Here is a 26,686-nt window from a genome sequence, read left to right as displayed (position 1 = left end):
CGGGAAAAATTCACAATGAGATGATGAGAGAAAGTGAGTGGATGGGATGGAGACGATCAACTGGAAGAAAAAAATGGAGGAACAGCTAAGGCGCAGTGGATTCACCTTGCAAGTCGAAAACATGTCCAATATTCGCTTGACTGAGATTCATGCGAGTTCTTCTCCGTTGATCTCTTATCCGCTCCGTGTCCGATTGTATGAGCGGATGGGCTGGCTCATGTGTACGGTCGATTCGCCGACTCTTGACCGAAACGAGGACCATCCCTTATTCGAGCGGATGGTGACAGCCGTATTCGAACGAATCGTACGTCATTTATACAACGGATATGGATTCCATGTGCTGACGTTCATCGGTGATACCGGAAACTATATCGCGCCTAAAGATTCTGAGACAGGCGAGGTCGTCCGTCTCGTCGCTCACCTATGGAATGACCGTTCCTATATCCATCTCGACACATTCGAGGAATATCCGGCCTTATATGTGACCCCACCGTGGGCCCACCAGGCGTATGCTATCGAGAGTACGGATGAGGAATGGGTCATTTACGCAGGTAGGGGCGGTAGACCATCGACCGATTATCGGGCGGATGGGGTCGAGTTAAAGCCTCATCGTCTGGCAGACGGCGAACTCTTCTTCCCGGTCGACCGTATCTCAAAACACAAAGGCACACTCGCTCTTGCCGAATGGCTCCGACTTGAGCGGAGAGAAGTTGAGGACTTTATGATGTCGTTCATGCAGACGATCCGAAAGTTCGATCCTTCCTTCGGATTCGCATGGGGTGGTACAGAGACGTTCTTTCACGGCGTGCCGGTCGAGCCATATGCGCAAGTATTCAGACTCGAGAGCGGGAAGCGTCGCTATCGCGTTATGAACAATACGGCGAAGCGATTGTTTGCGGTATCGGATGACCCTAACGAATGTCTGAGGGAAGTGAGTCAGACGTTAGGGACCATCACGTTACCGGAACGACGAGTTTCAGCACTTGGCCAACTAATCATGGGGATTTGGCAACAGTTTGAGACCGATGAAGAGACGTATATCCAAGAAGTCGCATATCGGGACATCTCAAAATTTCAGATGGAAGAGAAAATCGGTCATGCTCTGGCGAATCAACAGCGTGTTCGTTGGATCGATAAGAATCATCCACACCAGAATGTGATTGAATATGCCCATCTCCGTATCACGTTCCCGAAACGACCACCGGGCCTTGTCACTGTCGAACCTGCTGAATCTGGACATGAAAGAGGTGCTTTATGAGAATTGTGGACGCACGTGCCATGCCGATCGACCATGAGGATTTGATTGCCGTCACATCATCATCGGTTTACTATCGTGAAAAGAAAGACGAGACGACTTTCTCCCTCTATCGTTTCGATGAAGAGGACGGGATGATTACACAGTTGAACCGTCGTCCCTATGAAGACTACGGCTATTCGAAACTCTTCGTGGATGGGGATCTCGTGTACTTCTTAAACGAGATACCAGACGGTGAAGGAATCATCAAGACAGAGTTGATTGCGTTCTCTTATAAAGCAGGGAAAGAAGAAATTGTAACGACATTTGAGAAGAGAGGGAATAGTACGCTATTCTGGGTACTCGATCATCGTTACTTCCTTTTTTTGACGGCATTTGAATCGTCTGATGAGGCATGGTTGTATGATCGGGTGACCGGTCAGCGGGAGCGCATTCGGGACGAGCGTCTAGTCGGGAAAACGGAACGATTCCGTGAACTGTATTTGTTCACGACGACATTCGCGGGTATCGCGTATATCGTCTGTAACGCCAGACTCGATGAATTTGACTACTATGATGCACTCGATAATGGACGAGTCTCTCCGGACGACCCGATTGACCATTCTGAGGCACTACTCATCTGTCCGCTCGAGGAAGCGATTGAGGCAATCTGGGATCAGCGGGATGAATTGCCATTCGATGATGTTCTCCGATTGCAAGGAGAAGGCGACACGGTACAATACCTTGGCGAAAACGAGGACATCCTTCGATTTTCAGCGTTCGTCGACTCTTTGAACGAAGAAGTCATCTATGACTTGACGGCACCTGATGTGTTACATGAAGTATCGGTTGTCGACTGGGGCGCCTACGAACCACTCGACTTCACATATGACGATGTCAGTTCGACAATCTTTATCAAGGTAGATGAGAGCGACATGCATACGGAAGTCATTGATATTGCGACTGGGGCACGTTATATCGACGTGGAACCGTTCGAGCGCGTGATTGGTCGTCGTTATCTCGTGCATGAGTTTACAGAGGGTCTTACGAGCGGTGTCGTCATTTTCGATTTAGAGACAGAGGAACGCTTTGCATATGAAAATGCCTATTATATGGTCATCGATGATGCCGTATTAATCCTATCCATGTCGAGCACATAAATATAAACACCACCCATTTATTAGGTGGTGTTTATATTTGGATATATAGTTTACATAACATATTATTGCAAACCTGATATCGCGTGTTTTTTCCGCTCGTCACCGATATGGGCATACACTTGTGTCGTGGCCACCGATTCATGACCGAGTAGCTGTTGAATCGTCAATACATCGATTCCGCTCATCGCCAGTCGTGTAGCAAACGTGTGGCGGAGCTTATGGGGTGTCACTTGTTTATATGACAAGAAAGGGAGATATGGTTTCAATCGATCGATATGGCCTTTTAACACGTGTTGAACCGTACGAACGGCAATTCGTTTCCCTTTTTCATTCTGAAATAACGCACCTTCACGTGACAATTGACGGTATTCGATGAGCAGGGGCTGAAGAGGACCTGCTATCGGGATGAGGCGTTCCTTGTTCCCTTTACCGATGACACGGATGGTCTCGGTCTCGAAGTTAATATCGGTCCAATTGAGTCCGACGAGTTCCGACACGCGCATACCCGTCAGTCCGAGAAGTTGGATGATCAAAAAGTCACGTTCACGATTTGCCTCATACCAGCTCGCCTCACGGTTCGTCATCCCGACATTGCTGCGGACGAGCGTCGAGAAGTCGAGCCACTCTGACTCTGTCAAATAGATCGGGTTCCGTTTGCCTCGCTTCGGGCGCTCCACGGCCTGGAATGGATTGATCGTGGCCTGATTTGTCTCAATCAAATAATTAAAGAGTGATTGTAACGTGGAGAGTTTTCGATTGATGACACTCGGGGCGTTCTCGAGCTCAAGGGCGAGATAAGTCGCATATGCTTCTGCACCCGCGTGATCGATTTCCGTAAATGCCGCCAAATCAATTGTCTCGGGTTCTAACTCAGTCCCGCTCACGTGTTCGACCCAACGGAAGAAATCCAATACATCATAGACATAGCGTTGAGCGGTCTGTTTGGAGTAGTGCTTAGCCGCTAAGTGGTGGAAGAACTGTTGGATGAACACAGGTAATCGGTGCAATCCGTTCAGCTCAAACCGTTTCAAGTTCGTTGTCGTCGGCCGTTGTCCGAGTTGACGGAAGATACTCATTGAACCTCTCCTTTTCTTACGAATCTAACTTGATTCTTTCCATTTTGTTTTCCTTTACGCAAATAATCATCTGCCTCTTTCACGATCTCCTCTAACGTATCGAACTGTGTACGCACGGCAAGTCCGAACGTCATCGTGATATGGAGTTGTTCACCTTCGTATTCCAAACGTGTGGATTCGATTTGATGTCGCAACTGTTCCGTTATGGCGTAAACGTCTCCAGACGAGTTCGTATAGAAGAGCAAAAACTCTTCACCACCCCAGCGTACGGCAAGTCCGTCAACCGAGGACAGGATGGATGCGACTTGTTGGATGACACGGTCTCCACAATCGTGGCCATACGTCTCATTGAACGACTTGAATCCGTCGATGTCACATAGCGCAATGGCATAAGAGATGCCGTCACGACTAGCCTGCTCGATGGATTCCGAGACGCGTTCGTGCCCGATTTTCCGATTCAGCAGCCCGGTCAATCCATCTGTCGAAGCGAGAACCTGCAATTGTTCGTTCGATTGCTCGAGTTCATCCGTCACCTCGACGACGGCTGATTCAAAGATTAAAGAGAGACCGGCGATCATCATGACCGTCGAAAGGATACAAAAGAGCCCAAGCGCCTGTTCAATAGGTTGCGGCAAAGTCACCATTCCGTCTGACACATTGACGAAGAGGATACTATAAATCACCATTGCGAGGGCGGTCGTCAAGATTCGTTGTCCTTTTGTCACGCTCGGCATGAAAAAGACGCCATAGGCCATCATGAGGATGAAATAATGCATGTTGACATCCCAACCGAGAATGATGGTCGAGATGATTGCGTTATACACGACTTCGATGAACAGCCCGGTAAAGAAAATGCCGTACCATCGCTTATGTACAAAATAAAATGAAATCGTGTAATATAGGACGCTCACTCCATTAGAGATGAACAAAGAGGTAATATCAAATCGCCAGAATAACAGACAGAACAAGAGATGAACGAACCAGGCGATGAGGTTGCCATAAAACATGATGCGTTCATTATATAGCGTTCCGCGACGGACATCATATATTGTTCCCATCTCACACCTCCTCTCATTCAGTATAGCGAAAGAACGCTAGTATTTATATAAAAGTCATCAAAATCATCCATGAAAAGACCTTATAACACGTCCTTATTGTTGCGTGAAATAGATATTTCACGCAATGTTTATGAGTTACATGATTGTTTCTGAATCGAGTAGTTAATCGACCAATAATTTTTAACGCGAAATAAATGGTAGACAATAATTTGTTATGTAAACCATATTGATTTGTCTTGAAATTGTAATGTTGAACCATTATACCTTATGATGAAAATTGGACTTGAAACGGCAAGTCAGGTAACGTTACACTGTAAACGTAAACCAAAGGGGGATTTTGGATGGATGATCAGCGTTTGAAGCAACTTTTGTCTGAAGCGAAGACCATCGCGGTCGTCGGCGTGTCCGACAACCCGAACAAGACGGCCAACCAGATTGCGGAGTACTTACTACGTGTCGGGTATACCGTCATCCCTGTCAACCCGATGCTCGAGGAGTGGAACGGCCGCAAGGCATATCCGTCCGTCGAGAGCATCCCGGGTAGAATCGATATCGTCGACGTGTTCCGTCGCAGTGAGTTTTTAGCAGGTGTCGCGGAAGATGCGGTACGACATGGGGATGTCGGGCTCGTCTTCAACCAGCTCGGTCTCTCAAGTCCAGAGGCGGAGCAAATCGCACGCGATGCCGGGCTCGATTACATCGAGAACCGCTGCCTGTACGTGGAGCATGCTCGTCTACTCGGATAAGACCTACCTCCTTGGTAGGTCTCCTTTTTTTCAGCAACGGCTGACAAGGGAGGCTTGCCAGAATCGATGAACAGCTATACAATAGGAAAGAAAAACGAACGTGTGTTCGAAATTGAGGTGACTGCTATGTCAACAGATCTATTTAATTACAACGAAGACGCCATCCAGGTGCTCGAAGGACTCACGGCCGTACGAAAACGACCGGGGATGTACATCGGGTCAACCGACCATCGCGGGCTTCACCATCTCGTCTATGAGATCGTCGACAATGCGATCGATGAGGCGCTCGCCGGGTTCGGTGGTCAAATCGATGTAACGATTCATAAAGACGATGCGATCACGGTCCGTGACCACGGACGTGGGATGCCGACAGGGATGCATGCCTCTGGAAAACCGACACCTGAAGTCATCTTCACGGTTCTCCATGCCGGTGGGAAGTTCGGGCAAGGCGGTTACAAGACGTCGGGCGGTCTCCACGGGGTAGGTGCCTCGGTCGTCAACGCACTCTCGAACAAGGTCGTCGTGACCATCCATCGCGACGGGAAAGTGTTCGAGCAAACATTTGCGGACGGTGGCGTGCCGCAGACGACACTCCTTGAGACGGGTAAGACGCGCCAAACCGGGACGAGCGTCTATTTTAAACCGGATGCATCGATCTTCTCGACGACAACGTATAACTATGACACGCTCGCCGAACGCCTTCGTGAATCGGCTTTCCTTTTAAAAGGATTGACGATTACGCTGACGGACGAGCGTACCGATAAACAAGAGACGTTCCATTACGAGGATGGGATCGCTGAATTCGTTCAATATTTAAATGACGATAAGGCGACGCTTCACCCGATCGTCTACTTCGAAGGGACAGAGAACGAAATTGAGATCGAGCTCGCATTCCAGTTCACGGACGCCTATTCCGAGAACGTCCTCTCTTTCGTCAACAACGTCCGAACGCGTGATGGCGGGACGCATGAGGTCGGCGCCAAGACAGCGATGACCCGGATCATGAATGAATATGCGCGTAAGAACGGATTGCTCAAAGAGAAGGACAAGAACCTAGACGGCGGCGACGTCCGTGAGGGACTCACGCTCATCGTCTCGGTCCGAATCCCTGAAGAATTCCTCCAGTTCGAGGGCCAAACGAAGTCGAAACTCGGCTCTCCAGAGGCGCGCGCGAGTGCGGATAGCGTCATGGCGAAGCAACTGACGATCTTCCTAGAAGAGAACCCACAGATGGCCACGATGCTCATCAAAAAGGCGATTCGCGCGGCTCAGGCGCGTGAGGCGGCACGAAAAGCACGTGAAGAGGCACGGAATGGTAAGAAGAAGAAACGTTCGAGCATCTTGAACGGGAAATTGACGCCGGCGACATCGAAGAATGCCGCGAAGAACGAACTGTTCCTCGTCGAGGGTGACTCGGCCGGCGGTTCCGCCAAACAAGGGCGTGACCGGACGTTCCAAGCCATCCTTCCGTTACGCGGGAAAGTCATCAACTCCGAGAAGTCAAAACTCCAGGACATCATGAAGAATGAAGAAATCAATACGATCATCCATGCGATCGGTGCCGGAGTCGGTCATGATTTCGATTTGGATGACTGCAACTTTGACAAGATCATCATCATGACGGATGCTGATACAGATGGTGCGCATATCCAAGTGCTCCTTCTCACGTTCTTCTTCCGTTATATGCGACCGCTCGTTGAGGCAGGCCGTGTGTTCGTCGCCTTGCCACCGCTCTATCGCATCTCAAAAGGGAAAGGCAAGTCCGAGCAATTCGACTACGCCTGGGACGAAGAAGCACTCGAGAAGTTGGTCAAGGTGTATAAGAAAGGCTATATCCTCCAGCGCTACAAAGGTCTCGGTGAGATGAACGCGGACCAGTTATGGGAGACGACGATGAATCCGGATACCCGTACGCTCATCCGTGTCACGGTGGACGACGCGGCCGTCGCGGACAAGCGTGTCTCGGTCTTGATGGGCGATAACGTCACGCATCGCCGTGAGTGGATCGAGGAGAACGTTGCCTTCGGACTCCAGGAAGATGATTCAATCATCGCCAATGAACATGTGACTAAAGCGATTGAGGAAGTGATGTAACGATGTCGACGATTCAACACATTTTAAACTTATCTCTCGAACAGGTCGTCGGTGACCGGTTCGGGCGATATTCAAAATATATCATTCAAGACCGTGCCTTGCCGGACGCACGCGACGGGCTCAAGCCCGTACAACGTCGTATCCTTTATGCGATGCACCATGAGGGGAATACGAACGACAAGCCGTACCGGAAGTCTGCGAAGACGGTCGGGAACGTCATCGGGAACTATCACCCGCACGGTGACTCGTCTGTCTATGAGGCGATGGTACGTCTCTCTCAGGACTGGAAGCTACGCTATCCGCTCATCGACATGCATGGGAACAACGGGTCGATGGACGGTGACCCTGCAGCGGCCATGCGTTATACGGAAGCGCGTCTCTCGAAGATTGCTGGGGTCATGCTGACGTCGATCGCGAAGAATACGGTCGACTATACGCCGAACTTTGATGATTCGACGGAGGAGCCGCTCGTCTTGCCGTCACTCCTCCCGAACTTGCTCATGAACGGGACGACAGGGATCTCAGCGGGTTATGCGACAGAAATCCCGCCGCATAACTTGACGGAAGTGCTCAACCTCGCCATCGCACGCCTGAAAGGTCAGGTCGATACGGCGAAAGACGCCATCGAGTATGTCACAGGACCTGACTTTCCTACCGGAGGGACGGTCATGGGGAAAGAAGGCATCCTAAAGGCGTTTGAAACCGGCAAGGGTAAGGTCATCATCCGCGCGAAATCAGAGATTGAGCAGCTAAAAGGTGGCCGTGAACAGATCACGATCACCGAACTCCCTTATGAAGTGAACAAGGCGAACCTCGTCAAAAAAATGGAAGAGCTCCGTCTCGACAAAAAGGTCGAAGGTGTCGCGGAAGTCCGTGATGAGACGGACCGGACCGGCCTTCGTGTCGTCATCGAATTGAAGAAAGAGGCAGACGCGGAAGGTGTCCTTCACTTCTTCTTGAAGCATACGGACCTGCAGCTCGCCTATAACTACAATATGGTCTCCATCGTGAACCGGACACCAAAACAGATGGGCATCATCCCGATCATCGACGCCTATTTGAAGCACGTCGAAGAAGTGGTGACACGTCGCACGACGTTTGAACTCGAACAGGCGAAAAAACGAGCTGAAATCGTCGATGCCTTAGAACAAGCCATCTCGGTCCTCGATGAGACGCTCGAATTGATCCGTTCCGCGAAAGATAAAGCGGACGCGAAGAAGAAACTGATGGAGCGGTTCTCGTTCACAGAACGCCAGGCCGAAGCGGTCGTCATGCTCCAATTGTATCGACTCACGAACACGGACATCGTCGAATTGCAAAAAGAAGCAAAGGCGCTCCAAAAAGAGATCGCTCGCCTCTCGAACATCCTTGACGTGGATGCGACGAAACGGAAGTTGATCGTGAAAGAACTCACGGCGCTGCGTGATGAGTTCGGGGATGACCGTCGTTCGGTCATCGAGTCGGAAGTCGAAGAATTGAAGCTGAAGACGGAAGTCATGATCGCCGTTGAGGAGACGATGGTCTTCGTCAGCCGTGACGGATATGTTAAACGTGCCTCGATGCGCTCATACGGCGCCTCAAGTGACGTCTTACCGGAGATGAAGGATAAAGACCGTCCTCTCCTCATGACACAAGCGATGACGACAGACCACTTGCTCGTCTGGACGAACAAAGGGAGCTACCTCCTCATCCCAATCCATCAGATCCCTGAATCGAAGTGGAAGGATGCCGGTCAGCACGTCGCCAACCTCGTCCCGATCGAAGGAGAACAGGTCATCTCGGCAGACGTCGTCTCGACGTTCGAGACGGACGCCCATTGCCTCTTCGTGACGAAAGACGGCATGGTCAAGCGTACGCCGTTACGCGACTATGACGCGCAACGGAAGTCGAAGCCGCTCATGGCCTTGAAGCTAAAAGATGACGATGAGGTCGTCTTCGCAGGGATCAGTGACGGTCCTGGGCAGTTGTTCCTCGTCTCCGAGCGTGGATACGGCCTCTGGTTCAAAGAAGATGACGTCCCGGTCGTCGGACAGCGGGCAGCCGGTGTGAAAGCGATGAACTTGAAAGATGGTGACGTCGTCGCCGATGCCTTCTCGTTCTTCACGCCACCGTTATTCGTCCTCGTGACGCAACGAGGAGCGGTCAAGAAGATGAAACTTGAAGACCAGTTCGATTGCACGAACCGAAACCTTCGCGGAACGATGCTCATTCGTGAGGTCAAATCAAAACCGCACCAAATCCGTCGTGTGCTCCCCGTACATGGGGATGAGACATTGCATATCGTTGGAAAAGAGAAAGCAAAACAAGTGAAGACAAAAACACTCACGCTACTTGATCGCTATGCCAACGGATCGTTCGTCTTCGACGAAGATTCATTCGGTGAGATCGAGGACGTATATCTCGATTAAAGAAAAGACCTGTCGATCGGCATAATCGCCGCTCACAGGTCTTTTTGTGTTAGCCATCCTTCTAGTTCTTGTTGCTGTCGACGGTGATGCCGTGTATGCATCTCGACAAGCTCGAACCACTCTCTCGCGTTCAACCAGCCGAATCCACCGTGAAAGGTCTTCCAATCGTCTGTGGCGTCGCCTAGACGGGTTAATAACGCATCCATCCTTGAAATCAAGGTGGTCATTCGCTCCAGTAACTGCTCATTCGTATCGGTATTGTTCGGAGGTTGGTTCATCTCGGGAGGGAGTTCGATTTTAATTGGAGGAAATCCACCTTCTCGAAACAACTTTTTCCCAAATGATGTCTTCTCTCCACCGAGTTGGCCGTCTTCTTGAAGACAACGGTCGACTTCATCTAAATACTCATTCGCGACCGACATGATATGATCGTACATCTGACCAATTGACCAAATCGTAGGGGAGCATTTATAACGTAAGTCGGGTTCTGAATAATGTAACAAAGTTTCTTTGAAATGAGTCAGTTCATAACGATTCATGCTGCACCTCTCCTCTGTTTACTTTTAGTATACGTGACTTGTCCGAGTCTTCGGGGAATATAAATCTAAAAAGGAGAACGCGACGATTTGCCGAAAGAAACATGTAGGACAAATGATAGGGGGATCTATATGTCTCAATGGCTGACGTGGGCGAAACGGATTCAGGCGCTGTCTCAGGCCGGTCTGACGTTCACACGTGATCAATATGACCGAGAACGATATGAAGAACTCCAAGAAATCGCAAAAGAGATGTATGAACGACATTCAGACTTATCGAACGAGGTCATCTCACAATTGACCCATGTGCAAGGGTATCCGACACCGAAGCTCGATGTGCGAGGCGTCGTCTTCAAGGGAGACCGATTGTTACTCGTCAAGGAGCGGTCGGACGGGTTATGGACACTACCAGGTGGTTTCTGTGAGGTGAACCGTTCTCCTGCTGCGAATATCATCAAAGAAGTCGAAGAAGAGGCTGGCTTGGATGTCATTCCGATGCGGTTACTCGCCTTATTTGATATGCACGAACATCCACACCCGCCACTTTCTGAGCACTATTACAAACTCTTCATCGAGTGTGCATTGATTGGTGACGGGGAAGGTGCTGCCGGCATAGAGACGACGGATGTCGGATTCTTTGAACGCGACCATTTACCAGAGCTCTCCCTTGCCCGAAACACGCTCGAACAGATTCATATGTGCTTCGACGCGCACTGGCAAGAAGATGACTGGACCACCTTATTCGATTAGGAGGATTTTTTGATGAAAGTGAGACGATACGGACATATCCACCAACTAACCTTTTACGCTCCCGTTCTTCCGATCAACGTCCAGCTGATCGAACATGAACTCGGGCTCGTCTTGATCGACACTGCGCTAAAACGGAATGCGTCAGACATCCTGGCGTATATTGAAGAACTCGACAAACCGCTCCTTGCCATTTTATTGACGCATGCCCACGGAGACCATGTCGGCGGGGTAGATGCCATCAAAGCGGAGCATCCACTCGCAGAACTGTTCATCTCCCGGCGTGATGCCCGCTTACTATCTGGAGACCGTTCACTAGATGAGGAAGAAGAGCACAAGATACGGGGTTCCTTGCCGACGATTCGTTCTACACCAGATACGTTGTTAGATCCCGGGGAGCGGCTATTCGGTCTACGTGTTCTTGCAGCAAGTGGTCATACACCAGGATCAATTGCATTTTACGATGAAACGAATCGGGTGTTATTCGCCGGCGACGCTTTTCAGTCGCAAGGAGGGGCCGCAGTGGCGGGGGACGTCCGTCCGTTGTTCCCGCTGCCTGGTCTTGCGACATGGAACCGATCCGTTGCTGTAGGGAGTGCGGAGCGATTGATTGATTTGTCACCACTCTTGACCTTTGTCGGGCATGGTCCGCCACTTAAAGGGACACATCGTCTCTATTTGGCACTGAAGCGGGCGAAACGCAAACAGGCAAGGAAGTTTACTCGATAATGGAGGGGTGAGACGATGCAATTAAAAGAAATCCCGATCCATCAATTCGAACAGGCCCAGCAGATGCTCGAGATTCAGCGGAATGCATATGCTGTTGAAGCGGAATTGCTCGGATTTGACGAGATTCCGGCACGATATGAGACGATTGATGTCATTCAAAACTTGCCAGGTACGAGCTATGGATTGTATGTCGAGGAGCGGTTGATTGGATTTGTCACCATTGAAGCATCCGAAAACACGGTGGAGATCACAAAACTTTGTATTGATCCGACATATTTTCGGGCGAGACTGGCGACGACGCTACTTGAGCACGTGTTGAGTATTCATAAAGGACAGCTCGTATACGTGCATACGGGCAAACATAACGGGCCCGCCAAGCGTCTATATACGAAACTCGGATTTGAGCGAAGTACTGAATTTGAACCAGAACCCGGTGTCACATTAATTCGATATACACACTCATCTTAAATTTCAATCTCATCTCACTATCATAAGTATACTAAGATAATGAGATGAGACTTTATTTTTACTGATAATATATGTTATGTAAACTAATAAAAAAAGAGTATGAAAATACTCTATTTATGATTGCCCCCTTCTTCGAAAATCTTGTACCAATACAAGGTCAAATCAATCTGTGGATTCGCGTGTTGTTTCATTGTATCGACTCCTCCGAGTTGGAATCCCTCTTTTCTATAAAAGCGACATGCAATCAAGTTATCGTTCTGTGCCTCAAGAGATAATCCAGTCAAGTCTCTCTCTTTAGCCCATCTTTCTGCCGTCACAAGGAGCATTCGTCCAATTCCTAGTTTACGGTGTGTCTTTCTGACCGCAATGTTTTCTATGTATGCAAACCGATTCCAATCCTTCACGAGCCGGATTTGCCCGACACATTCATCATTGTCCATCGCTAAATATACGACGCGATTGTCTCGTTCCATGTAATGTCGCCAATCAATCTGATCGTCTGGGAATGATATTTCGTTTCTGTTATCATAAAGTTCTTCTACATATGTCCATTCTCCGTTCTTATAACTTGGGATGATTCGACCGATGATTGGAAATGGGTCATTCGCGTCATTCACTTGATTGATAAGTGACTCATTTAGTACATTTAGTTGAATACGACTCATCCGTTCCACCTCTTTTCATAATAAGATTACCTCCATTTGTTCATTTCGATTAACCTAGTTGTTATGTCAGTTGAAAACCTGTTTCATTAATCAGTGATATCTGTATTATAGAAATGAATTTCGCATTCAACGGAATGATAGCGCTTTATGAATAAACGTTTCAATTATGTCTTAAAGCTGTTCAATCTGTAACTCACAGTTGCTAGACCGCTGAAGTCATGCTATTTTTAGACAGATGAAGCATCTAAGGAGGAATTCTTGTGAAACGAACAACAAAAGGTTTGGCAGCAACATTGTTTTTAGCAATCCCACTTGCCGCTTGTGGTGATGATAGCACGAATCAAGCAGATACGACACGTTGGGAAGAAATTCAAGAAGAAGGAACGTTGACAGTCGGTACGGCTGGTACGCTCTACCCCGCTTCTTTCCGTGAAGAAGAGAGTGATACGTTGACAGGTTTTGACGTGGAACTCATGAAAGAGATCGCGAAGCGCCTCGAGCTTGAAGTCGAGTTCAAAGAAATGGCGTTTGACAACATGTTGACAAGCGTTCAAAACGGTCAAATCGACGTCGCGGCAAACGATATCTCGGTCACCGAAGACCGTAAGGAAAAGTTTGCTTTCTCGAAACCGTATAAGTACACATACGGAACAGCAATCGTTCGGAAGAGCGACCTTTCAGGCATTGAATCGCTTGAAGATTTGAAAGGCAAAAAAGCCGCTGGTGAAGCGACGACCGTCTTCATGGATGTGGCACGTCAATACGGAGCTGAAGAAATCATCTATGACAACGCGACGAACGACCAGTACTTGCGTGATGTCTCGACGGGACGTACCGATGTCATCTTGAACGATTACTATCTTCAAACGCTTGCTCTCGCCTTCTTCCCAGAGTTTGATATCACGATTCACCCTGATATCGCTTATAACCCGCAAGAAGTCGCATTCTTGATGGATAACGAAAACGACGAGCTTCAAGAAAATATCGACCGTGTATTAGAAGAGATGCTCGAGGACGGTACAGTCAAAGAGTTGTCAGAGCAATTCTACAACGGGGCCGATGTCTCGGTTGAACCTGATGTGGACGCGACAATCGTCGAGACGAAATAAGGAAATGATATGACGTTCTCAGACATCAAATGGGACGCCATCTTTGACGTAGACCTAGCCATCGAGTCGTTCCCTTATCTGTTAGGCGGATTACCGAACACGCTTTGGATTTCCTTTACGAGCATGTTTTTCGGTCTTGTGCTTGGTCTGATATTGGCGCTTGGGAAGTTGTCTCCGACGCGACTCCTTCGCTATCCATCGACATTTTATATCTCGTTCATGCGTGGTGTGCCCATTCTGATCATCTTGTTCATCCTCTATTCCGGATTCCCGTTCATCGGCATTGAGTTTGCCGCATTGACGGCAGCCATTCTCGGGTTTAGTTTGAACTCTGCCGCCTATATCGCCGAGATTATCCGCTCGTCGATTCGTGCGGTTGATGACGGACAGGTGGAAGCGGCCCGTTCGCTCGGGATGGGGAAATGGTTGACGCTCAAAGGTGTCATCCTACCTCAGGCGACACGGATTGCCCTTCCCCCGCTCTCGAACGTCTTTCTCGATTTGATCAAAGCGAGTTCTCTCGCGGCGATGATCACTGTTCCGGAGATCTTCAATAAAGCAAAAATCGTCGGGGGTCGTGAGTTTGATTATATGACGGTCTATATCGTCGTGGCATTGATTTACTGGGCGATTTGTACGTTCATGTCGTTTTTCCAAGAGTGGCTCGAACGTCATTTTGAACGATATTTAGATTCTCCAAAACGTTGACTGACTGGCTGATGCCGGTCGGTCTTTTTTAGGTTATCGTTGGATTTTCCGCACACCTCAATCGTCGATTATGCTATGATTTTCTTAATTATCAGAAAAATATAGGGGGATTTTGAATGGTGCATCCATGGGTTTCACATTTAAATGATCAAGTCATCGGGCAAGCAAAAGCAATCAAGCTTGCCTCGATTGCATTATTATCAGGAGGACACGTGTTACTGGAAGACCGTCCAGGAACAGGGAAAACGACTCTCGCCCGAAGTCTCGCGAGTTCTGTATCGGCGACGTTTCAGCGTGTCCAATGTACGCCGGATACATTACCAAGTGACATTTTAGGAATGGAATTGTTCAATCCGACGACGGGAGCGTTTGAACGTCGGACGGGACCTATTTTTACATCAATTCTTCTCGTCGATGAGATCAACCGGACGACACCGCGTACGCAATCGGCCTTACTTGAGGCGATGCAAGAACGTCAAGTGACCCTCGGGGAAGTGTCACTTCAGTTACCGGAACCGTTCTTTATGATTGCTACACAAAACCCGTTCGACGGGCAAGGGACATTTCCGCTTCCACAAGCACAATTGGATCGTTTTCTGTTTAAATTGACACTCGCTCCCCTGTCACGGGATTCAGAGCGTCGTTTGATTCGGAACGAGCATTTGTCGACGGAGCCATTCTCGCTTCAACGTGACGAGCTGTTGAAGATGCAACAAGAGGTTCGCGATGTGAAGTTCCATGAGGCGATGGAGGACTATCTCCTCGATTTGATGGAGTCACTCCGTCATCACCGGGATATCGAGGTGGGTCCGAGTCCGCGGGCGACCCTTGCCTATACGATGGCGGCTCGGGCACATGCCTATATGGAAGGACGAGACTTCGTTTCACCAGAAGACATCCGAGCGCTCGCTCTTCCGATTCTAGGACACCGAATCGTCTTGACGGTCGAAGCTTCCTTGAAGACGAAGCCGACGAAGCTCATCAAATCTGTACTCGAGACCATCCCGGTCCCATCAGAGGTGTAAGATGCAGTTAGTCAGCCCACGCTATCTCGAGTCCGGATACATGTGGCTCTTGTTTGTCGTCGGGGTCTTCACAGCGCTATACGGGAATGTCTTGATTGCGAGCCTATTGATCGGTTTCAGTCTCTATGCCTTGGTCATGCCTGCTTTCATGTTTCGATTGGCAGAACAAGTGCATGTCGACCTCACCGAGGAGTTAAAACTTTTCCCGAATGACGACGCCGTCTACGTGTTAAAACTCGTATCCACTGCAAAAGTACCACTCGGAGTCGTACGGCTATCCGGGTATTTACATCCAACCGTCGAGTCGGAAGGTCACGCGTTTTGGCGCCAGGAGAACTTTGTCGAGACGAATGCAACCGTCGATTTTACCATCCCGCTCCATGCAAAGAAGCGTGGACCCATCCGTCTTGAGGCAATCGGGATAGAAATTCGTGACCCGTTGCGCATGTTCTCTCTATACAAGGAAGACACCCTTCCCCGAATCGGTTATGTGTTCCCTGAGTTTTCACCGTATCCGATCCCGAAACGGCCACCTACCCTCCCCGGTGAGGAGATGGTCCGACATAGCGCCTATCGTGACCCGGAGACGTTCCAGTCGGTCACTCCATATCACGGGCAACCGATGCGACAGTTGTATTGGTCCGCCTATGCAAAGACAGGGGAACTGCTTGCCCGTACGGAGCAACCGGTCCAAGCGAATGAGTATGTGATCGTCCTCGATTTGTTGACGAAAGACGGACGAGCCCTCACCTATCAGATGGAGCGACTCATCTCTCAAGCGGCAGCCCTATGCCGCGATTTTGAGAAAGAGAATGCGAGTTACGGTCTCATCGTCCCGACGCTTACAAAAGACGGAATCACATACGACCTACCTCCTGGAAGCGGCGAGGTACATTTCCGTAAGATCATGACGACGTTCGCCTGTCTGTCGGAGAGCGATTTTCCATTGGCACGCTCCTTGTTCGAACGAAAAGTTGCCAAGTATAGCGGGAATCAATCGATCTTACGGTTAGGGGGTGACGGTCAATGAGATGGTTATGGTGGGTCTTCGCGGCATTTTATATCGGTCACGTGTTTCCGCTCCTCTTTTTATTGACGCTACGTCTCCCTCGGAACACACAGCTTATCGTGCAGACGGTCCTTTCAATCGGTGCCCTATACTTCTCTTATGAGATGAGCATCTTGCTTTTGATCTTCACGTACGTGCATGCGTTTATCCGAACGTTGGATTGGACGGACCGTTACGCGATGGCGAGTGTCCTGTTCTTAGTGGCCGACTGGTTATTCCCACCGGCGACCCAGCCGCTCGCGATGGTGCTCTTTCCGTTCATCTTTTTGATCTGGCAGCGGAACCTTTACTACCGCCGTGACTATAAGCGGATGGTGACGATGCTTGCTCTCGGGTTAGGAATCGGTTTAGCCGTCTCCATTGTCATTCGGACGATCAAAGAGCTGTTGTTTGGAAATGTCATCGCCTGGATCAGTCCTTTCTTCTTATGGATCGGCAGCTGGTTCGACGGCATCACACTCGATCCGAATGACCGTGTGAACCGCTTCCTCGTGCCAGACAACCCAAACATCGATGCAGAAACGGTGTCACAGGAGACATTACTCCAGTCCGCTTCGAATGAGTCACTGTTTTTCATCGGTATCTTTTTTGTCACCTTGTTGATTGGTGTCGGTTTGTTCTTCTATTTACAGAAGCGAAAAGACATTCAGGAAGACGGGATGATTCCAAAAAGTATTCATCACCCGACTCTTTCAGATAAACGAATTGTTCGTTCCCCAAGACAGATTCAGCTCCTTGAAACGGGGAGGAAGCTCGAACAAGTGCAACCGCGTCTCCGTGAAGAGACGGTATCTGACTGGCTACAACGAATTGGGTTTACGAACCATACCTTATATGCTGAATGGTTAGAGGCGGCGGAATATGGAGACAAGGAAGCTCCAAAAGACGTCAATGAGTCATTCGAGCGTCTTGTCGCACAATTGAAGAAACGTTAAAAAGCATCCGGTGAGGAATTTCCTCTACCGGATGTTTCGCGTTATAGGATCGGACTGAGCAGGCGTGACACGCTCTCTTTAAATCGAATCCAACGGGTCCTCGACTCGTATCGCTCGAGTGTCAATCGTTCGGCACGGGATTCATCCCGTTCGAACGCATCGATGACCGACTGGGCGACATCTCGGTCGAAGACGAGCGCTGAGATTTCAAAGTTGAGACGGAAGCTTCGCGCATCGATATTCGTCGTCCCGATGGAAGCGACCTCTCCGTCAATAACGAGCGTCTTCGCATGGAGGAATCCTTCTTCGTATGTGAAGACCTCGGCCCCGTAGCGTACGAGCTCCGCCGCATTCGCATAAGTTGCCCAGTAGACAAACATATGGTCCGGCTTATTTGGAATCATCAGTTTGATTTTGGTGCCTGCCATGAGAGCAATCCGACAGGCATCAAGGAAGCTCGCATCCGGAATGAAGTACGGTGTCTGAATGTAGATACAATCTTTTGACTGCGTGATCATTTTGACGAGCATGTTCTTCAGGTGCTCCGTCGAGGAGTTCGGTCCTGAGGTCACGATTTGAACCGGTGAAGCGTGATGTGAGATTCCCTCCGTCGGCCAGACAAAGTCGTCTTTCTGAGCCTTCGTTTTTGTCGGGACCGAGCGATTCCAATCTAAAATGAACCGTTCTAACAGTTCTTTGACGGCGTCGCCGGAGATTCTTAAGTGAACGTCACGCCAATAGCCGAAGTGATCATCTTTTCCGAGATATTCATCCCCGACATTGAAGCCACCAATATAGCCAAGTTCACCATCGATGATACAGAGCTTTCGGTGGTTTCGATTGTTGACGCGGAAATTAATGCCGAGTTTGGACGGGAAGAACGATTTGACTTCTCCACCGTGAGTGAGTAGATCCTTAAAATGTTTGTGCCTTAATCCTCTCGATCCGACGGCATCGTAAAGGAGACGAATGCGTACCCCTTGTTTCGCCTTCTCCGTTAACAGACGAATGAGCGACTGACCGAGCGGGTCGTTTTGGATGATGTAATATTGAATATTGACTTCTTTCGTCGCGCGCTCGATATCCTGAAACATCTGCTCAAATTTTTCCGTTCCGTCGTGCAGGACAGTGATATCGTTATGGAATGACATCAGTGCATTCGTCGACACGAGGTTCAGGCGAGCCAGCCTCCGATATTTTAAAAGAATCGGATGATTGAACGGGGCGAGCGAACGGTCGAGTTGCTCGAGTTGTTCTTCGACATGATGGTGATACGCTTCGCGTTTCTCTTCTTCCACTTCATAAAAGTTTTGAGACTTGATCAGTCGGCCGAAGAAGATGTACACGAAAAAGCCAATGAGTGGTAAGAAGAAGAGAACGAGCAGCCATGCCCACGTCGTACCGATGTCCCGCCTCTCAAAAAAGATGATAGTGACGGCGAACGTGAGGTTAAGCAATAAGATGAGCCATGTCAGTATGACGATGATGAGTCCGATTGTTACTTCCATCGTATCCCTCCCTTTCTTTCAATTCTTACCCGAAATCGGGCAATCTTAGCAGATGTTTTTCATGATGTGGGTATACATATATGAAGAAGTAATGAAATGGAGGGTGTTTATGGAAGACATGATGATCGGATTCAGCTTACTTGTCCTCATCGGCGCACTTTCGCAGTTGATTGCATGGCGTTTTGACTTCCCAGCCATCTTGATCATGACGGTTGCGGGTATTTTGGTCGGTCCGATTTTCGGATGGTTAGAGCCGGATTTGATTTTGGGTGATTTATATAGCCCACTTATCTCGATTGCCGTGGCGCTCATCTTATTTGAAGGCAGTCTCAGTCTTGAGTTTAAAGAGATTGATGATTTAAGAAAGCCAATTTTTCGTCTCGTTACCGTCGGTGTCTTCATTTCTTTTATCCTGACATCTATCTTATTGATTTGGATTGGAGATTTTCATTGGTTACCGGCTTTCACACTGGGCGCCATCTTCGTCGTGACGGGACCGACTGTGATCATCCCGTTATTACGTCAAGCAAACTTATCCGTTCGACCTTCGAAAGTGTTGAAGTGGGAAGGGATTATCGTCGATCCACTCGGTGCGTTGATGGGTCTCTTCGTTGTTCGAATCGGGTTTATCCTGTACCAAAACGAGGGGCTTGCAAGTCACTTGCCGTTCTTTTGGTCCTGTATCGTCGCTGTCGCTTTCGGGATTGCCGTCGGGCATCTACTTATCCGCTTGTTCGGAAATGAGAAAGTCCCAGAATATTTACGGACGACTTTGACGTTCTCCGGAGTCCTTCTCGTTTACTCCATCAGTGAATGGGTCATGCAAGAGGTCGGACTATTGGCCGTGACGGCGATGGGGTTAACGATGGCGAACTCCAAACATGGGCATCTCCACATTTTGAAGCAACTTCGTGAATTTAAAGAAAACATCTCTATCTTGCTCGTTTCGACTGTGTTTATCATTTTGACCGCGAGTTTGACCCGCGATAGTTTACTTGCCATCTTCGATTGGCCGCTCCTCTTGTCGATTCTCGCAATATTATTCATCGTCCGCCCCGTCTCGGTGCAAACCTCCTTACTTGGCTCCCCTTTGACGACGAAGGAGCGGGCACTCATCAGTTGGATTGCCCCACGTGGGATCGTCGCCATGACGGTGACAGCATTTTTTGCACAAGAGATTGCGGAACTGGGGATTGAAGACGCAGAACGGATGCTACCGATTACGCTCGGTCTCGTCGTCACGTCTGTCACCTTGCATGGATTGACGATTAAGCCGCTCGCCAAACGATTAGGTTTGACGAAAGTGAAGAATCCTTGGGAAAAGGGTTAAGCACAAAAAAGACACCGCCCGATGGCAGTGTCTTTGATGAGCTTGAATTAGTTCAAGACTTTGATTGTGATTGACTTGCGACCGAAGTTGAGCGCTTGCTCTTGTGTCGGCATCAAGATATCAATTTTGTTACCTTTGATGGCACCACCAGTGTCTCCTGCGATTGCTTCTCCGTATCCTTCAACCCATACTTTAGAGCCGAGCGGAATGACAGAAGGGTCGACCGCGATGACTTTTTGGTTAGGGTTCGAACGAACGTCGATACCTGTCGCTGTGATACCAGAACATCCAGCGCAATATGGTGTATAAGCTGTTGCTTCAACAGTCATTGTCTTACCTGAAGCCGGAGCTTGGGTTTGCGTTGTAGACGATGCTGTTTTTGTTACTGGTGCTGATGTTGAAGTCTTAGGTGCTGATGTTTTCGCATCATTCGCTACCGATGCAGCTGCTGCACCTTTCACAGCGAACTCTTGTCCTGGGAAAATAAGATCTGAATTAAGACCGTTCCAAGTCATCAATTGATTAACAGAGATCCCGTGGTTCAATGCGATACGATAAAGTGTATCACCTGATTTAACTGTATACGTTTTAGATGCAGTAGAAGCTTTCGCTTCTGCCTTTCCAAGTTTCAAGACTTGGTTCGGGTAAATCATATTTGAGTTTAAGCCGTTCGCTTGTTTAATGTCGTTTACAGAGACGTTGTTGTTCACGGCGATACGGTAGAGTGTATCTCCAGACTGAACTGTGTGTGTTGATGCTGCCGAAGCTGGAGCAGCGACTCCTAAACTAAGGCCAGCGAGTGCCGTTAGTGTCAATAGTGGTTTTTTCATAAGAATATTCCTCCCTTTTCTAACGCCCCCTTACTGTAACACCTCTATATTTCATAGCGATTACAGGACGATATGAGAGTCATATCAGTTCATTTACAGAACAATTCATGGGGATGAGAGGATTCAGAAAATTGTTTTAATCCATAAAAACGGCTTCGTAGAGCCATTTTAAGATATAATCAAGAGAGAAATAAGGAGGTTTTGGTCTTTGGAACTATTACTGCTATATTACATTGTGACTAATTTACTAGCGTTTGTGTCATTTTTTGTCGACAAACGACGGTCTCGCGTCGGGGCTTGGCGCATTTCGGAGCGCACGTTATTGACGATGGCATGGATTGGTGGGGCATTCGGTGCTTATTTGGCGATGCGCATCTTCCGACATAAAACGTTGAAGCCGAAATTCCGGATCGGGGTACCTGTTGCGATTCTCGTCCATGCGGCTTTTACAGGGTGGCTCATCTTTTAAGCATTATATAGAAGAAACACAACCATGATTAAGATTACAGGGATGAGGAAAATGTTGAAATCGTCCCTGTTTTTGAATAAATCAAAGTATTTCACCCGCTAAAAAAGAAACGAAATATCGGAAAATTACCGAATCGAGGAGATTGTCACTTTGAATAGAACGATACTGTCGAATCAAGGGGTTTCCACATTTACCATCACGAATCAGTTCACGGTACTATTGATCGAATCAGGGATTGTCAATATTCGGGTGAACGGAGAAGATATAAAACTTGTTTCAAAAGAAAGTATCCTGTTGGCGTCTGGACAAAGCTATGTCGTGCAACAGATGGAAGAGACTTCGCAAATCATCAAACTTGAATTTGATCCATATGAGTTATTCCACCCTAAATTGTCCGAAGAATATGTAACGCCATACCTTGCAGGCGATAAAGCCATACATATCTTAAAGCGAGAACGAACACACCGCTCCATCGTTCAAACGATTGAACAAGTCGATAACCATTTGCAGGTAGACGGACCGCTTAAACGGATGGATGCGACTCTGCAATGTGCGGTGATCTGGCGTTATTGGATTCAGCAAGATAACCAAGGAATGAATAACGAGAAAAAACTGGAGAGTCTTCGAAACATGCTGGCATATATTCATTTGCAGTTTGAAGATAAACTATCGTTAGCTCAAATCGCAACTGCGGGTGATGTAAGTCGCAGTGAATGTTGTCGGCTGTTTACAACGTTCGGGAACACCTCCCCGCTTGCGTATGTCCAAGTTAAACGAATGGACCGGGCCGCAATCCTATTAAAGGATTCGACTGAATCGGTTGCTGATATCGCCAATCGCCTGAGTTACTCCAGTGTCAGTCACTTCGTCCAGACATTTAAAGCACGTCATTCGATCACCCCGCTCGCCTATCGAAAAAAATACCAAACGAAAAGAGCCGAATGATTCCGGCTCTTTTCGTTTATCTTGCCGTCCAACCACCATCCGCTTTCAGTACATCGCCATTTACAAAACTTGAATCGTCCGATGCTAAAAATAGCGCGACGTTCGCGATTTGTTCGGGCTCACCCATTGGTGCTTCCCCCGCACCTTGGATGGCACGCATCCCGAGTTCGCTCGGAGCGGTGATGGTCGAACCGATATTCGTGTTGACACCACCCGGCGCGATGGCATTAGCGCGAATCTTACCGAGTGTCCCATGGGTCGCTGCAATATTTTTCGTCAACCCGATCAAGGCATGTTTCGATGCCACATATGCTGCGCCTCCGCGAGTGCCGAACAATCCTCCGACAGATGCGTTGTTGATGATGACCCCACCACTATCTTGTTTCTCCATCACTTGAATGGCGGCGCGGGCTAATTTCATCGGTCCGGTCAAATTGACAGCAAGGACCCGATCCCACAGTTCATCCGTCACTTCCCCCACCGTCATAAAGTTGTCCATGATGCCCGCATTATTGACGAGAATGTCGACCGACCCGAACGTTTCTTTCGCTGTATCGATGAGACGGTCGATATCCGTTTGATTCGTTACGTTACCAGCGATGCCGACGACATCCCCACCTCCCGTCTTCATCTCTTCGACCACTGCCTGCACAGAATCTTCATTCATATCGAATGCGACGACCCGCGCGCCTTCCATCGCGAAGAGTTTCGCGATGGCCCGCCCCATACCAGATCCGGCCCCGGTGACGATTGCTGTTTTCCCCGAAAGTTTCATCCATCATTCCTCCTTTAAACATAAGAGCACATATGATGCGTAATGATAGAAAGCTACCTATCACTAAGTTATACCCTCATTTGTTCACGAACACTGTGAGAAAGATGGCGAAATTTCTTCAATTGATTTCCAATTATCTTTATACTTGAATGGAACGCATTCTATATAGAGGAGAGATGACGTGAGACAATTCAAGGCAACCATCCACGGTCAAGGTGACCCTGTTCTATTCCTTCCCGGTGGCGGATTCACCGGGTCTCAAGGACAACAGTTTGCCGAAGCCTTACAAAATCAATTTGAAATCCATCTGTTAGACTTACCTGGTTTTGGTGAGAGTGAAGGACTACATACATATGCGACCTCCAAAGTACTCGCAGATTGGGTCGAAGCATACCGAACTTCACGACAATTGGAGTCCATTCGGTTGATCGGACATTCGATGGGGGGTGCTATCGCGCTTGCTTACGCGGTCCATTACCCAGACCAGGTCAGACGGTTGATTCTCCTCGATCAAGGTCATAAACCGAATGCCATGATTCCTTTTCGTGAATATGGCATATTCGGATTCGCTTTCCCCTTGTTGCGACTGCTCTATCACAGTTCCCCGAAGCGCCTCTTGAACTCGATTGAAGCTCGCATGAACAAGAGTGATTCCGTATTTTCCGAGGAACGGTTCCAATTGTTCTGTCGACGGATTGGGGTAGAATCAACATCGATGATTCGAACAGCTTTCGAGCAGCCCGCTCGTCTGTCGACCGGTGGCCTACATTTATTGTTCGGATACGACGGACTGGACTTTAAGAAGTTGTTACGACGAATCAAAGTACCGACGCAACTCTATTATGCGGACTTCACAGGTATTGATTTGAATGAGGCGAAACGGACGCTCCGGCATGTCAAACGAGCGGAACGAGAGATTCATCCCTCTGTGCAATTGATTGCCGTCCCAGGCGGGCACTTCGTCCAGTGGAGTCGTCATTTCTCGATGGAACACGTCGAGCGGTTCTTACGTACAGAAAAAGGCAACGGATAATTCTCCGCTGCCTTCTTCTTCATCATGATATCCAGTTGTGGCGTATGAGCCATTCGTGGAGCTGGTGTTGTAGCTCGGGATGAAGCGGCTCCTTAAGTTGTGCACGATATTGTTTTTTCACGTCCAGAATGCTCATCTCCCCGTCGAAATGTTTCAACATATGGTCCATGTTTCTAATCTTTTGTACCTCGATATGTTCCGCGTAAAGAGCATCGAGCTCGTCAAGATGATGGACTTCCGTTTGAACATCTCGATCTCCGGTCAGTGCAAGTGTCGGTACATTCAACTGAACCAAGCGATCCCGGAGCGACTCATCCGTATACGTAAGGTGCTCCCGTAACCATTTGGCAGGGAATTTCATTAGTTGAATCCGCATCGTATCCTGGTCCGTCGCGGTGACACGTTCGAACAGTTTTTGTTGCTTTCCGATGATCGACTTCTCGTTCAAGCTAAGTCGAAGTAGTTTTCCTTTGATTCCTTTCGTACGCTTTACTTCATCGAGTAAGAAGTGCGCCTGTTCCTGCATGCTCGTCTTCAAGGCCACACCGGCACCAGACAATAGAATCAGGCCGGAAACCGACTCGCGTTCAGCCGCAAGCGTCGCGACAATACATCCTTCACTATGACCGAGCAACAAGATGTCTTGTAAGACATGGTCAAGCGATTTCAGATAACGGATCATCGTTGCCACGTCATCAACGAGCCCAGACAGACCGACGGTATTCCGATCTCCCCCACTCTTGCCGATGCCACGTTTGTCAAAACGTAACGTGACGAAACCTTGTGTCGTCAGCCATTCTGCCAGATCTTTATACAGATTCGACTTGAAGCCTGTCCCATTCCCGTCGCGGTCCAATCCACCGGTCCCCCCGATAAGGATGATGGCTGGAAATGGCGACTGGCCACCATGTGGAGTCGTCATTGTAGCCGCGATGGTTGATTCTCCTTGAATGAATACCTGTTCTTGCTTATACATCATTCATCTCCTCCTTTTCTTCGACCGGCATGAACGCATACGAGAACTTTCGTAACGTGCGTTCTTCGGATGGCTCATGGTCCAACACATCTTCTAATAAGTCATAAAGACCTTTTAAGAATCGGTCACTTTCGGTATCAGACAGGTAGAGCGGGATGCTCCGGAATCCGACTTTGTCTTCTGGGAGGTCGATTGAGTCGCGCTTTAGATAGTTGCCGAAATCCATGAGCAGTGACATCGCAAACGTGTAACAGACCATATACAGTTGTTCTCGGTCTTCCTCCTCGACAATTTTGTTGATACTGGTCAACGGATTGTTTTGAATCGCATACACTTTCTCATACACCCCGCGAACTTTATTTTCGCTCATGACAGATAAAATCTCGTCTTGTACCATTTTGTTGATATGGCGATAGAGGCTCGCTTGAGGAACATCGGGAAGTGCTTTTGCTAAGTCTCCGGTCGTGACTCCTTCATTCATCAGAACGTGTTGAAAGATTTTCATGCGAATCGGGTTCAATAAACTTTTTAAAACGTCTTGATTCATCGATTCCACCTCAATGTTATCATATTTGATAATGTTATTATTTATGATAATATCATGTGGTCGAATCGTTGTCTATGTCCATACAAAAAGCCGCCCTCGTATGGCGGCTGATTCGATGCATGATTTATGATCACCGTTCACAGGCGATTCCGTCTTTGTCGCGGTCTTTTGATTGATTCGCGTCATATAAGGCTTTATTGACATAAGGTTTATAACGCGTCTTTCCACCTTTGTTTTTGGTCGTCTTCGATTTGGCCACGCCCCCTTTATACACTTTGTTCATCTCCGTGCAGTTTTTGAAGCGTTTCGCCGCAGCATCGACCGACTCTGTCGGTGTTACCGTTAATCCAATCATAAGAATGAACGTCGATAGTGCCAGTGAGACTTTTTTCATCAAACCCCTCCTCTTACAAGTTATATCGGGTGAATTTGTGTGATATTTATCATTGAATGAGTGGATGAAAAAATTCTTTTTTAACACTGATGAAGTTCGAAACAGATACTTG

Annotated in this window: 27 protein-coding genes; 17 read left to right on the top strand and 10 right to left on the bottom strand. The window is 48.5% G+C overall.

Annotation, left to right across the window (positions count from 1 at the left end):
• Nucleotides 1-73: 73 nt before the first annotated feature.
• Both KNP04_RS00415 and KNP04_RS00410 read left to right on the top strand, forming a co-directional pair.
• Entirely contained in the window at nucleotides 74-1,258 is a 1,185-nt protein-coding gene (locus tag KNP04_RS00415; RefSeq protein ID WP_251129794.1) for a hypothetical protein, read from the top strand.
• Entirely contained in the window at nucleotides 1,255-2,394 is a 1,140-nt protein-coding gene (locus tag KNP04_RS00410; protein WP_214874407.1) for a hypothetical protein, read from the top strand. Before KNP04_RS00415 ends, KNP04_RS00410 begins: the two co-directional genes overlap by 4 nt.
• Nucleotides 2,395-2,456: 62 nt before the next feature.
• Here KNP04_RS00410 and KNP04_RS00405 read toward each other — a convergent pair whose 3' ends face one another.
• Nucleotides 2,457-3,470 (bottom strand): tyrosine-type recombinase/integrase, encoded by a 1,014-nt coding sequence (locus KNP04_RS00405; protein ID WP_074034446.1) that lies wholly within the window; start codon nucleotides 3,468-3,470, stop codon nucleotides 2,457-2,459.
• A complete protein-coding gene (locus KNP04_RS00400) occupies nucleotides 3,467-4,528 on the bottom strand; it encodes a GGDEF domain-containing protein (protein ID WP_214874406.1) in 1,062 nt (353 codons plus the stop codon). Before KNP04_RS00400 ends, KNP04_RS00405 begins: the two co-directional genes overlap by 4 nt.
• Before the next feature lie 341 nt (nucleotides 4,529-4,869).
• Here KNP04_RS00400 and KNP04_RS00395 point away from each other — a divergent pair, with 341 nt between their 5' ends.
• From KNP04_RS00395 to parC, 3 genes are all read left to right on the top strand, one after another.
• Nucleotides 4,870-5,274, top strand: a complete 405-nt coding sequence (locus tag KNP04_RS00395) for a CoA-binding protein (RefSeq protein ID WP_074034448.1) — start codon at nucleotides 4,870-4,872, stop codon at nucleotides 5,272-5,274.
• A 126-nt stretch (nucleotides 5,275-5,400) separates the two neighbouring features.
• Nucleotides 5,401-7,368: a DNA topoisomerase IV subunit B gene (gene parE / locus KNP04_RS00390; RefSeq protein WP_214874405.1), complete on the top strand. Its 1,968-nt coding sequence runs from the start codon at nucleotides 5,401-5,403 to the stop codon at nucleotides 7,366-7,368.
• 2 nt (nucleotides 7,369-7,370) lie between these two features.
• Complete coding sequence (gene parC / locus KNP04_RS00385) at nucleotides 7,371-9,776, top strand: DNA topoisomerase IV subunit A (RefSeq protein WP_214874404.1); 2,406 nt, start codon at nucleotides 7,371-7,373, stop codon at nucleotides 9,774-9,776.
• A 32-nt stretch (nucleotides 9,777-9,808) separates the two neighbouring features.
• On the opposite strand, the gene KNP04_RS00380 is transcribed toward parC, so the two are convergent.
• A complete protein-coding gene (locus KNP04_RS00380; protein ID WP_214874403.1) occupies nucleotides 9,809-10,315 on the bottom strand; it encodes a DinB family protein in 507 nt (168 codons plus the stop codon).
• 129 nt (nucleotides 10,316-10,444) lie between these two features.
• On the opposite strand from KNP04_RS00380, the gene KNP04_RS00375 reads away from it, so the two are divergent.
• Genes KNP04_RS00375 through KNP04_RS00365 form a run of 3 tightly spaced genes read left to right on the top strand, consistent with a single transcriptional unit; the run spans nucleotide 10,445 to nucleotide 12,256 of the window.
• Nucleotides 10,445-11,062, top strand: a complete 618-nt coding sequence (locus KNP04_RS00375) for an NUDIX hydrolase (RefSeq protein WP_214874402.1) — start codon at nucleotides 10,445-10,447, stop codon at nucleotides 11,060-11,062.
• A gap of 12 nt (nucleotides 11,063-11,074) precedes the next feature.
• Nucleotides 11,075-11,788, top strand: coding sequence for an MBL fold metallo-hydrolase (locus KNP04_RS00370; protein WP_214874401.1), 714 nt, complete (start codon nucleotides 11,075-11,077; stop codon nucleotides 11,786-11,788).
• 15 nt (nucleotides 11,789-11,803) lie between these two features.
• Nucleotides 11,804-12,256: a GNAT family N-acetyltransferase gene (locus KNP04_RS00365; protein WP_214874400.1), complete on the top strand. Its 453-nt coding sequence runs from the start codon at nucleotides 11,804-11,806 to the stop codon at nucleotides 12,254-12,256.
• A 110-nt stretch (nucleotides 12,257-12,366) separates the two neighbouring features.
• Here the strand turns inward: KNP04_RS00365 and KNP04_RS00360 are convergent, their stop codons facing one another.
• The gene (locus KNP04_RS00360; RefSeq protein WP_214875146.1) at nucleotides 12,367-12,921 is read right to left on the bottom strand and encodes a GNAT family N-acetyltransferase; all 555 of its coding nucleotides are present in this window, start codon (nucleotides 12,919-12,921) and stop codon (nucleotides 12,367-12,369) included.
• A gap of 260 nt (nucleotides 12,922-13,181) precedes the next feature.
• On the opposite strand from KNP04_RS00360, the gene KNP04_RS00355 reads away from it, so the two are divergent.
• The 5 genes from KNP04_RS00355 to KNP04_RS00335 all read left to right on the top strand — a co-directional run bounded on the left by KNP04_RS00355 (nucleotide 13,182) and on the right by KNP04_RS00335 (nucleotide 17,767).
• Nucleotides 13,182-14,030, top strand: coding sequence for a transporter substrate-binding domain-containing protein (locus KNP04_RS00355; RefSeq protein WP_214874399.1), 849 nt, complete (start codon nucleotides 13,182-13,184; stop codon nucleotides 14,028-14,030).
• A gap of 9 nt (nucleotides 14,031-14,039) precedes the next feature.
• Nucleotides 14,040-14,738 (top strand): amino acid ABC transporter permease, encoded by a 699-nt coding sequence (locus KNP04_RS00350; protein ID WP_214874398.1) that lies wholly within the window; start codon nucleotides 14,040-14,042, stop codon nucleotides 14,736-14,738.
• Between the two features lie 116 nt (nucleotides 14,739-14,854).
• Entirely contained in the window at nucleotides 14,855-15,763 is a 909-nt protein-coding gene (locus tag KNP04_RS00345) for an AAA family ATPase (RefSeq protein ID WP_214874397.1), read from the top strand.
• A 1-nt stretch (nucleotide 15,764) separates the two neighbouring features.
• Nucleotides 15,765-16,793, top strand: a complete 1,029-nt coding sequence (locus tag KNP04_RS00340; RefSeq protein WP_214874396.1) for a DUF58 domain-containing protein — start codon at nucleotides 15,765-15,767, stop codon at nucleotides 16,791-16,793.
• Complete coding sequence (locus KNP04_RS00335; protein ID WP_214874395.1) at nucleotides 16,790-17,767, top strand: hypothetical protein; 978 nt, start codon at nucleotides 16,790-16,792, stop codon at nucleotides 17,765-17,767. The genes KNP04_RS00340 and KNP04_RS00335 overlap by 4 nt, the downstream gene beginning before the upstream one ends.
• A gap of 41 nt (nucleotides 17,768-17,808) precedes the next feature.
• Here the strand turns inward: KNP04_RS00335 and cls are convergent, their stop codons facing one another.
• On the bottom strand, nucleotides 17,809-19,275 hold the full coding sequence (cls, locus tag KNP04_RS00330; protein WP_214874394.1) for a cardiolipin synthase: 1,467 nt from the start codon (nucleotides 19,273-19,275) through the stop codon (nucleotides 17,809-17,811).
• A gap of 109 nt (nucleotides 19,276-19,384) precedes the next feature.
• Between cls and KNP04_RS00325 the strand changes: the two genes are divergently transcribed.
• On the top strand, nucleotides 19,385-20,605 hold the full coding sequence (locus KNP04_RS00325) for a cation:proton antiporter (RefSeq protein ID WP_214874393.1): 1,221 nt from the start codon (nucleotides 19,385-19,387) through the stop codon (nucleotides 20,603-20,605).
• Nucleotides 20,606-20,652: 47 nt separating this feature from the next.
• On the opposite strand, the gene KNP04_RS00320 is transcribed toward KNP04_RS00325, so the two are convergent.
• On the bottom strand, nucleotides 20,653-21,435 hold the full coding sequence (locus KNP04_RS00320; RefSeq protein WP_214874392.1) for a LysM peptidoglycan-binding and 3D domain-containing protein: 783 nt from the start codon (nucleotides 21,433-21,435) through the stop codon (nucleotides 20,653-20,655).
• Nucleotides 21,436-21,643: 208 nt separating this feature from the next.
• Here KNP04_RS00320 and KNP04_RS00315 point away from each other — a divergent pair, with 208 nt between their 5' ends.
• Complete coding sequence (locus KNP04_RS00315) at nucleotides 21,644-21,904, top strand: DUF1294 domain-containing protein (protein WP_214749089.1); 261 nt, start codon at nucleotides 21,644-21,646, stop codon at nucleotides 21,902-21,904.
• Nucleotides 21,905-22,054: 150 nt separating this feature from the next.
• Nucleotides 22,055-22,849: an AraC family transcriptional regulator gene (locus tag KNP04_RS00310; protein WP_214874391.1), complete on the top strand. Its 795-nt coding sequence runs from the start codon at nucleotides 22,055-22,057 to the stop codon at nucleotides 22,847-22,849.
• 16 nt (nucleotides 22,850-22,865) lie between these two features.
• Here the strand turns inward: KNP04_RS00310 and KNP04_RS00305 are convergent, their stop codons facing one another.
• Entirely contained in the window at nucleotides 22,866-23,624 is a 759-nt protein-coding gene (locus tag KNP04_RS00305; RefSeq protein WP_214874390.1) for a glucose 1-dehydrogenase, read from the bottom strand.
• A 181-nt stretch (nucleotides 23,625-23,805) separates the two neighbouring features.
• Between KNP04_RS00305 and KNP04_RS00300 the strand changes: the two genes are divergently transcribed.
• On the top strand, nucleotides 23,806-24,657 hold the full coding sequence (locus tag KNP04_RS00300) for an alpha/beta fold hydrolase (protein WP_214874389.1): 852 nt from the start codon (nucleotides 23,806-23,808) through the stop codon (nucleotides 24,655-24,657).
• Nucleotides 24,658-24,679: 22 nt separating this feature from the next.
• Here KNP04_RS00300 and KNP04_RS00295 read toward each other — a convergent pair whose 3' ends face one another.
• The 3 genes from KNP04_RS00295 to KNP04_RS00285 all read right to left on the bottom strand — a co-directional run bounded on the left by KNP04_RS00295 (nucleotide 24,680) and on the right by KNP04_RS00285 (nucleotide 26,535).
• On the bottom strand, nucleotides 24,680-25,633 hold the full coding sequence (locus KNP04_RS00295; protein WP_214874388.1) for an alpha/beta hydrolase: 954 nt from the start codon (nucleotides 25,631-25,633) through the stop codon (nucleotides 24,680-24,682).
• Nucleotides 25,626-26,180, bottom strand: a complete 555-nt coding sequence (locus tag KNP04_RS00290) for a helix-turn-helix domain-containing protein (protein ID WP_214874387.1) — start codon at nucleotides 26,178-26,180, stop codon at nucleotides 25,626-25,628. The genes KNP04_RS00295 and KNP04_RS00290 overlap by 8 nt, the downstream gene beginning before the upstream one ends.
• Before the next feature lie 130 nt (nucleotides 26,181-26,310).
• Nucleotides 26,311-26,535 (bottom strand): excalibur calcium-binding domain-containing protein, encoded by a 225-nt coding sequence (locus tag KNP04_RS00285; RefSeq protein ID WP_483297452.1) that lies wholly within the window; start codon nucleotides 26,533-26,535, stop codon nucleotides 26,311-26,313.
• Nucleotides 26,536-26,686: the final 151 nt, after the last annotated feature.

Source organism: Exiguobacterium sp. CH10, assembly GCF_018617635.1.
Lineage (GTDB): Bacteria > Bacillota > Bacilli > Exiguobacteriales > Exiguobacteriaceae > Exiguobacterium > Exiguobacterium aestuarii_A.
Note: the sequence above shows the minus strand (reverse complement) of the source record. Positions and strands in the feature narration are given on the sequence as shown.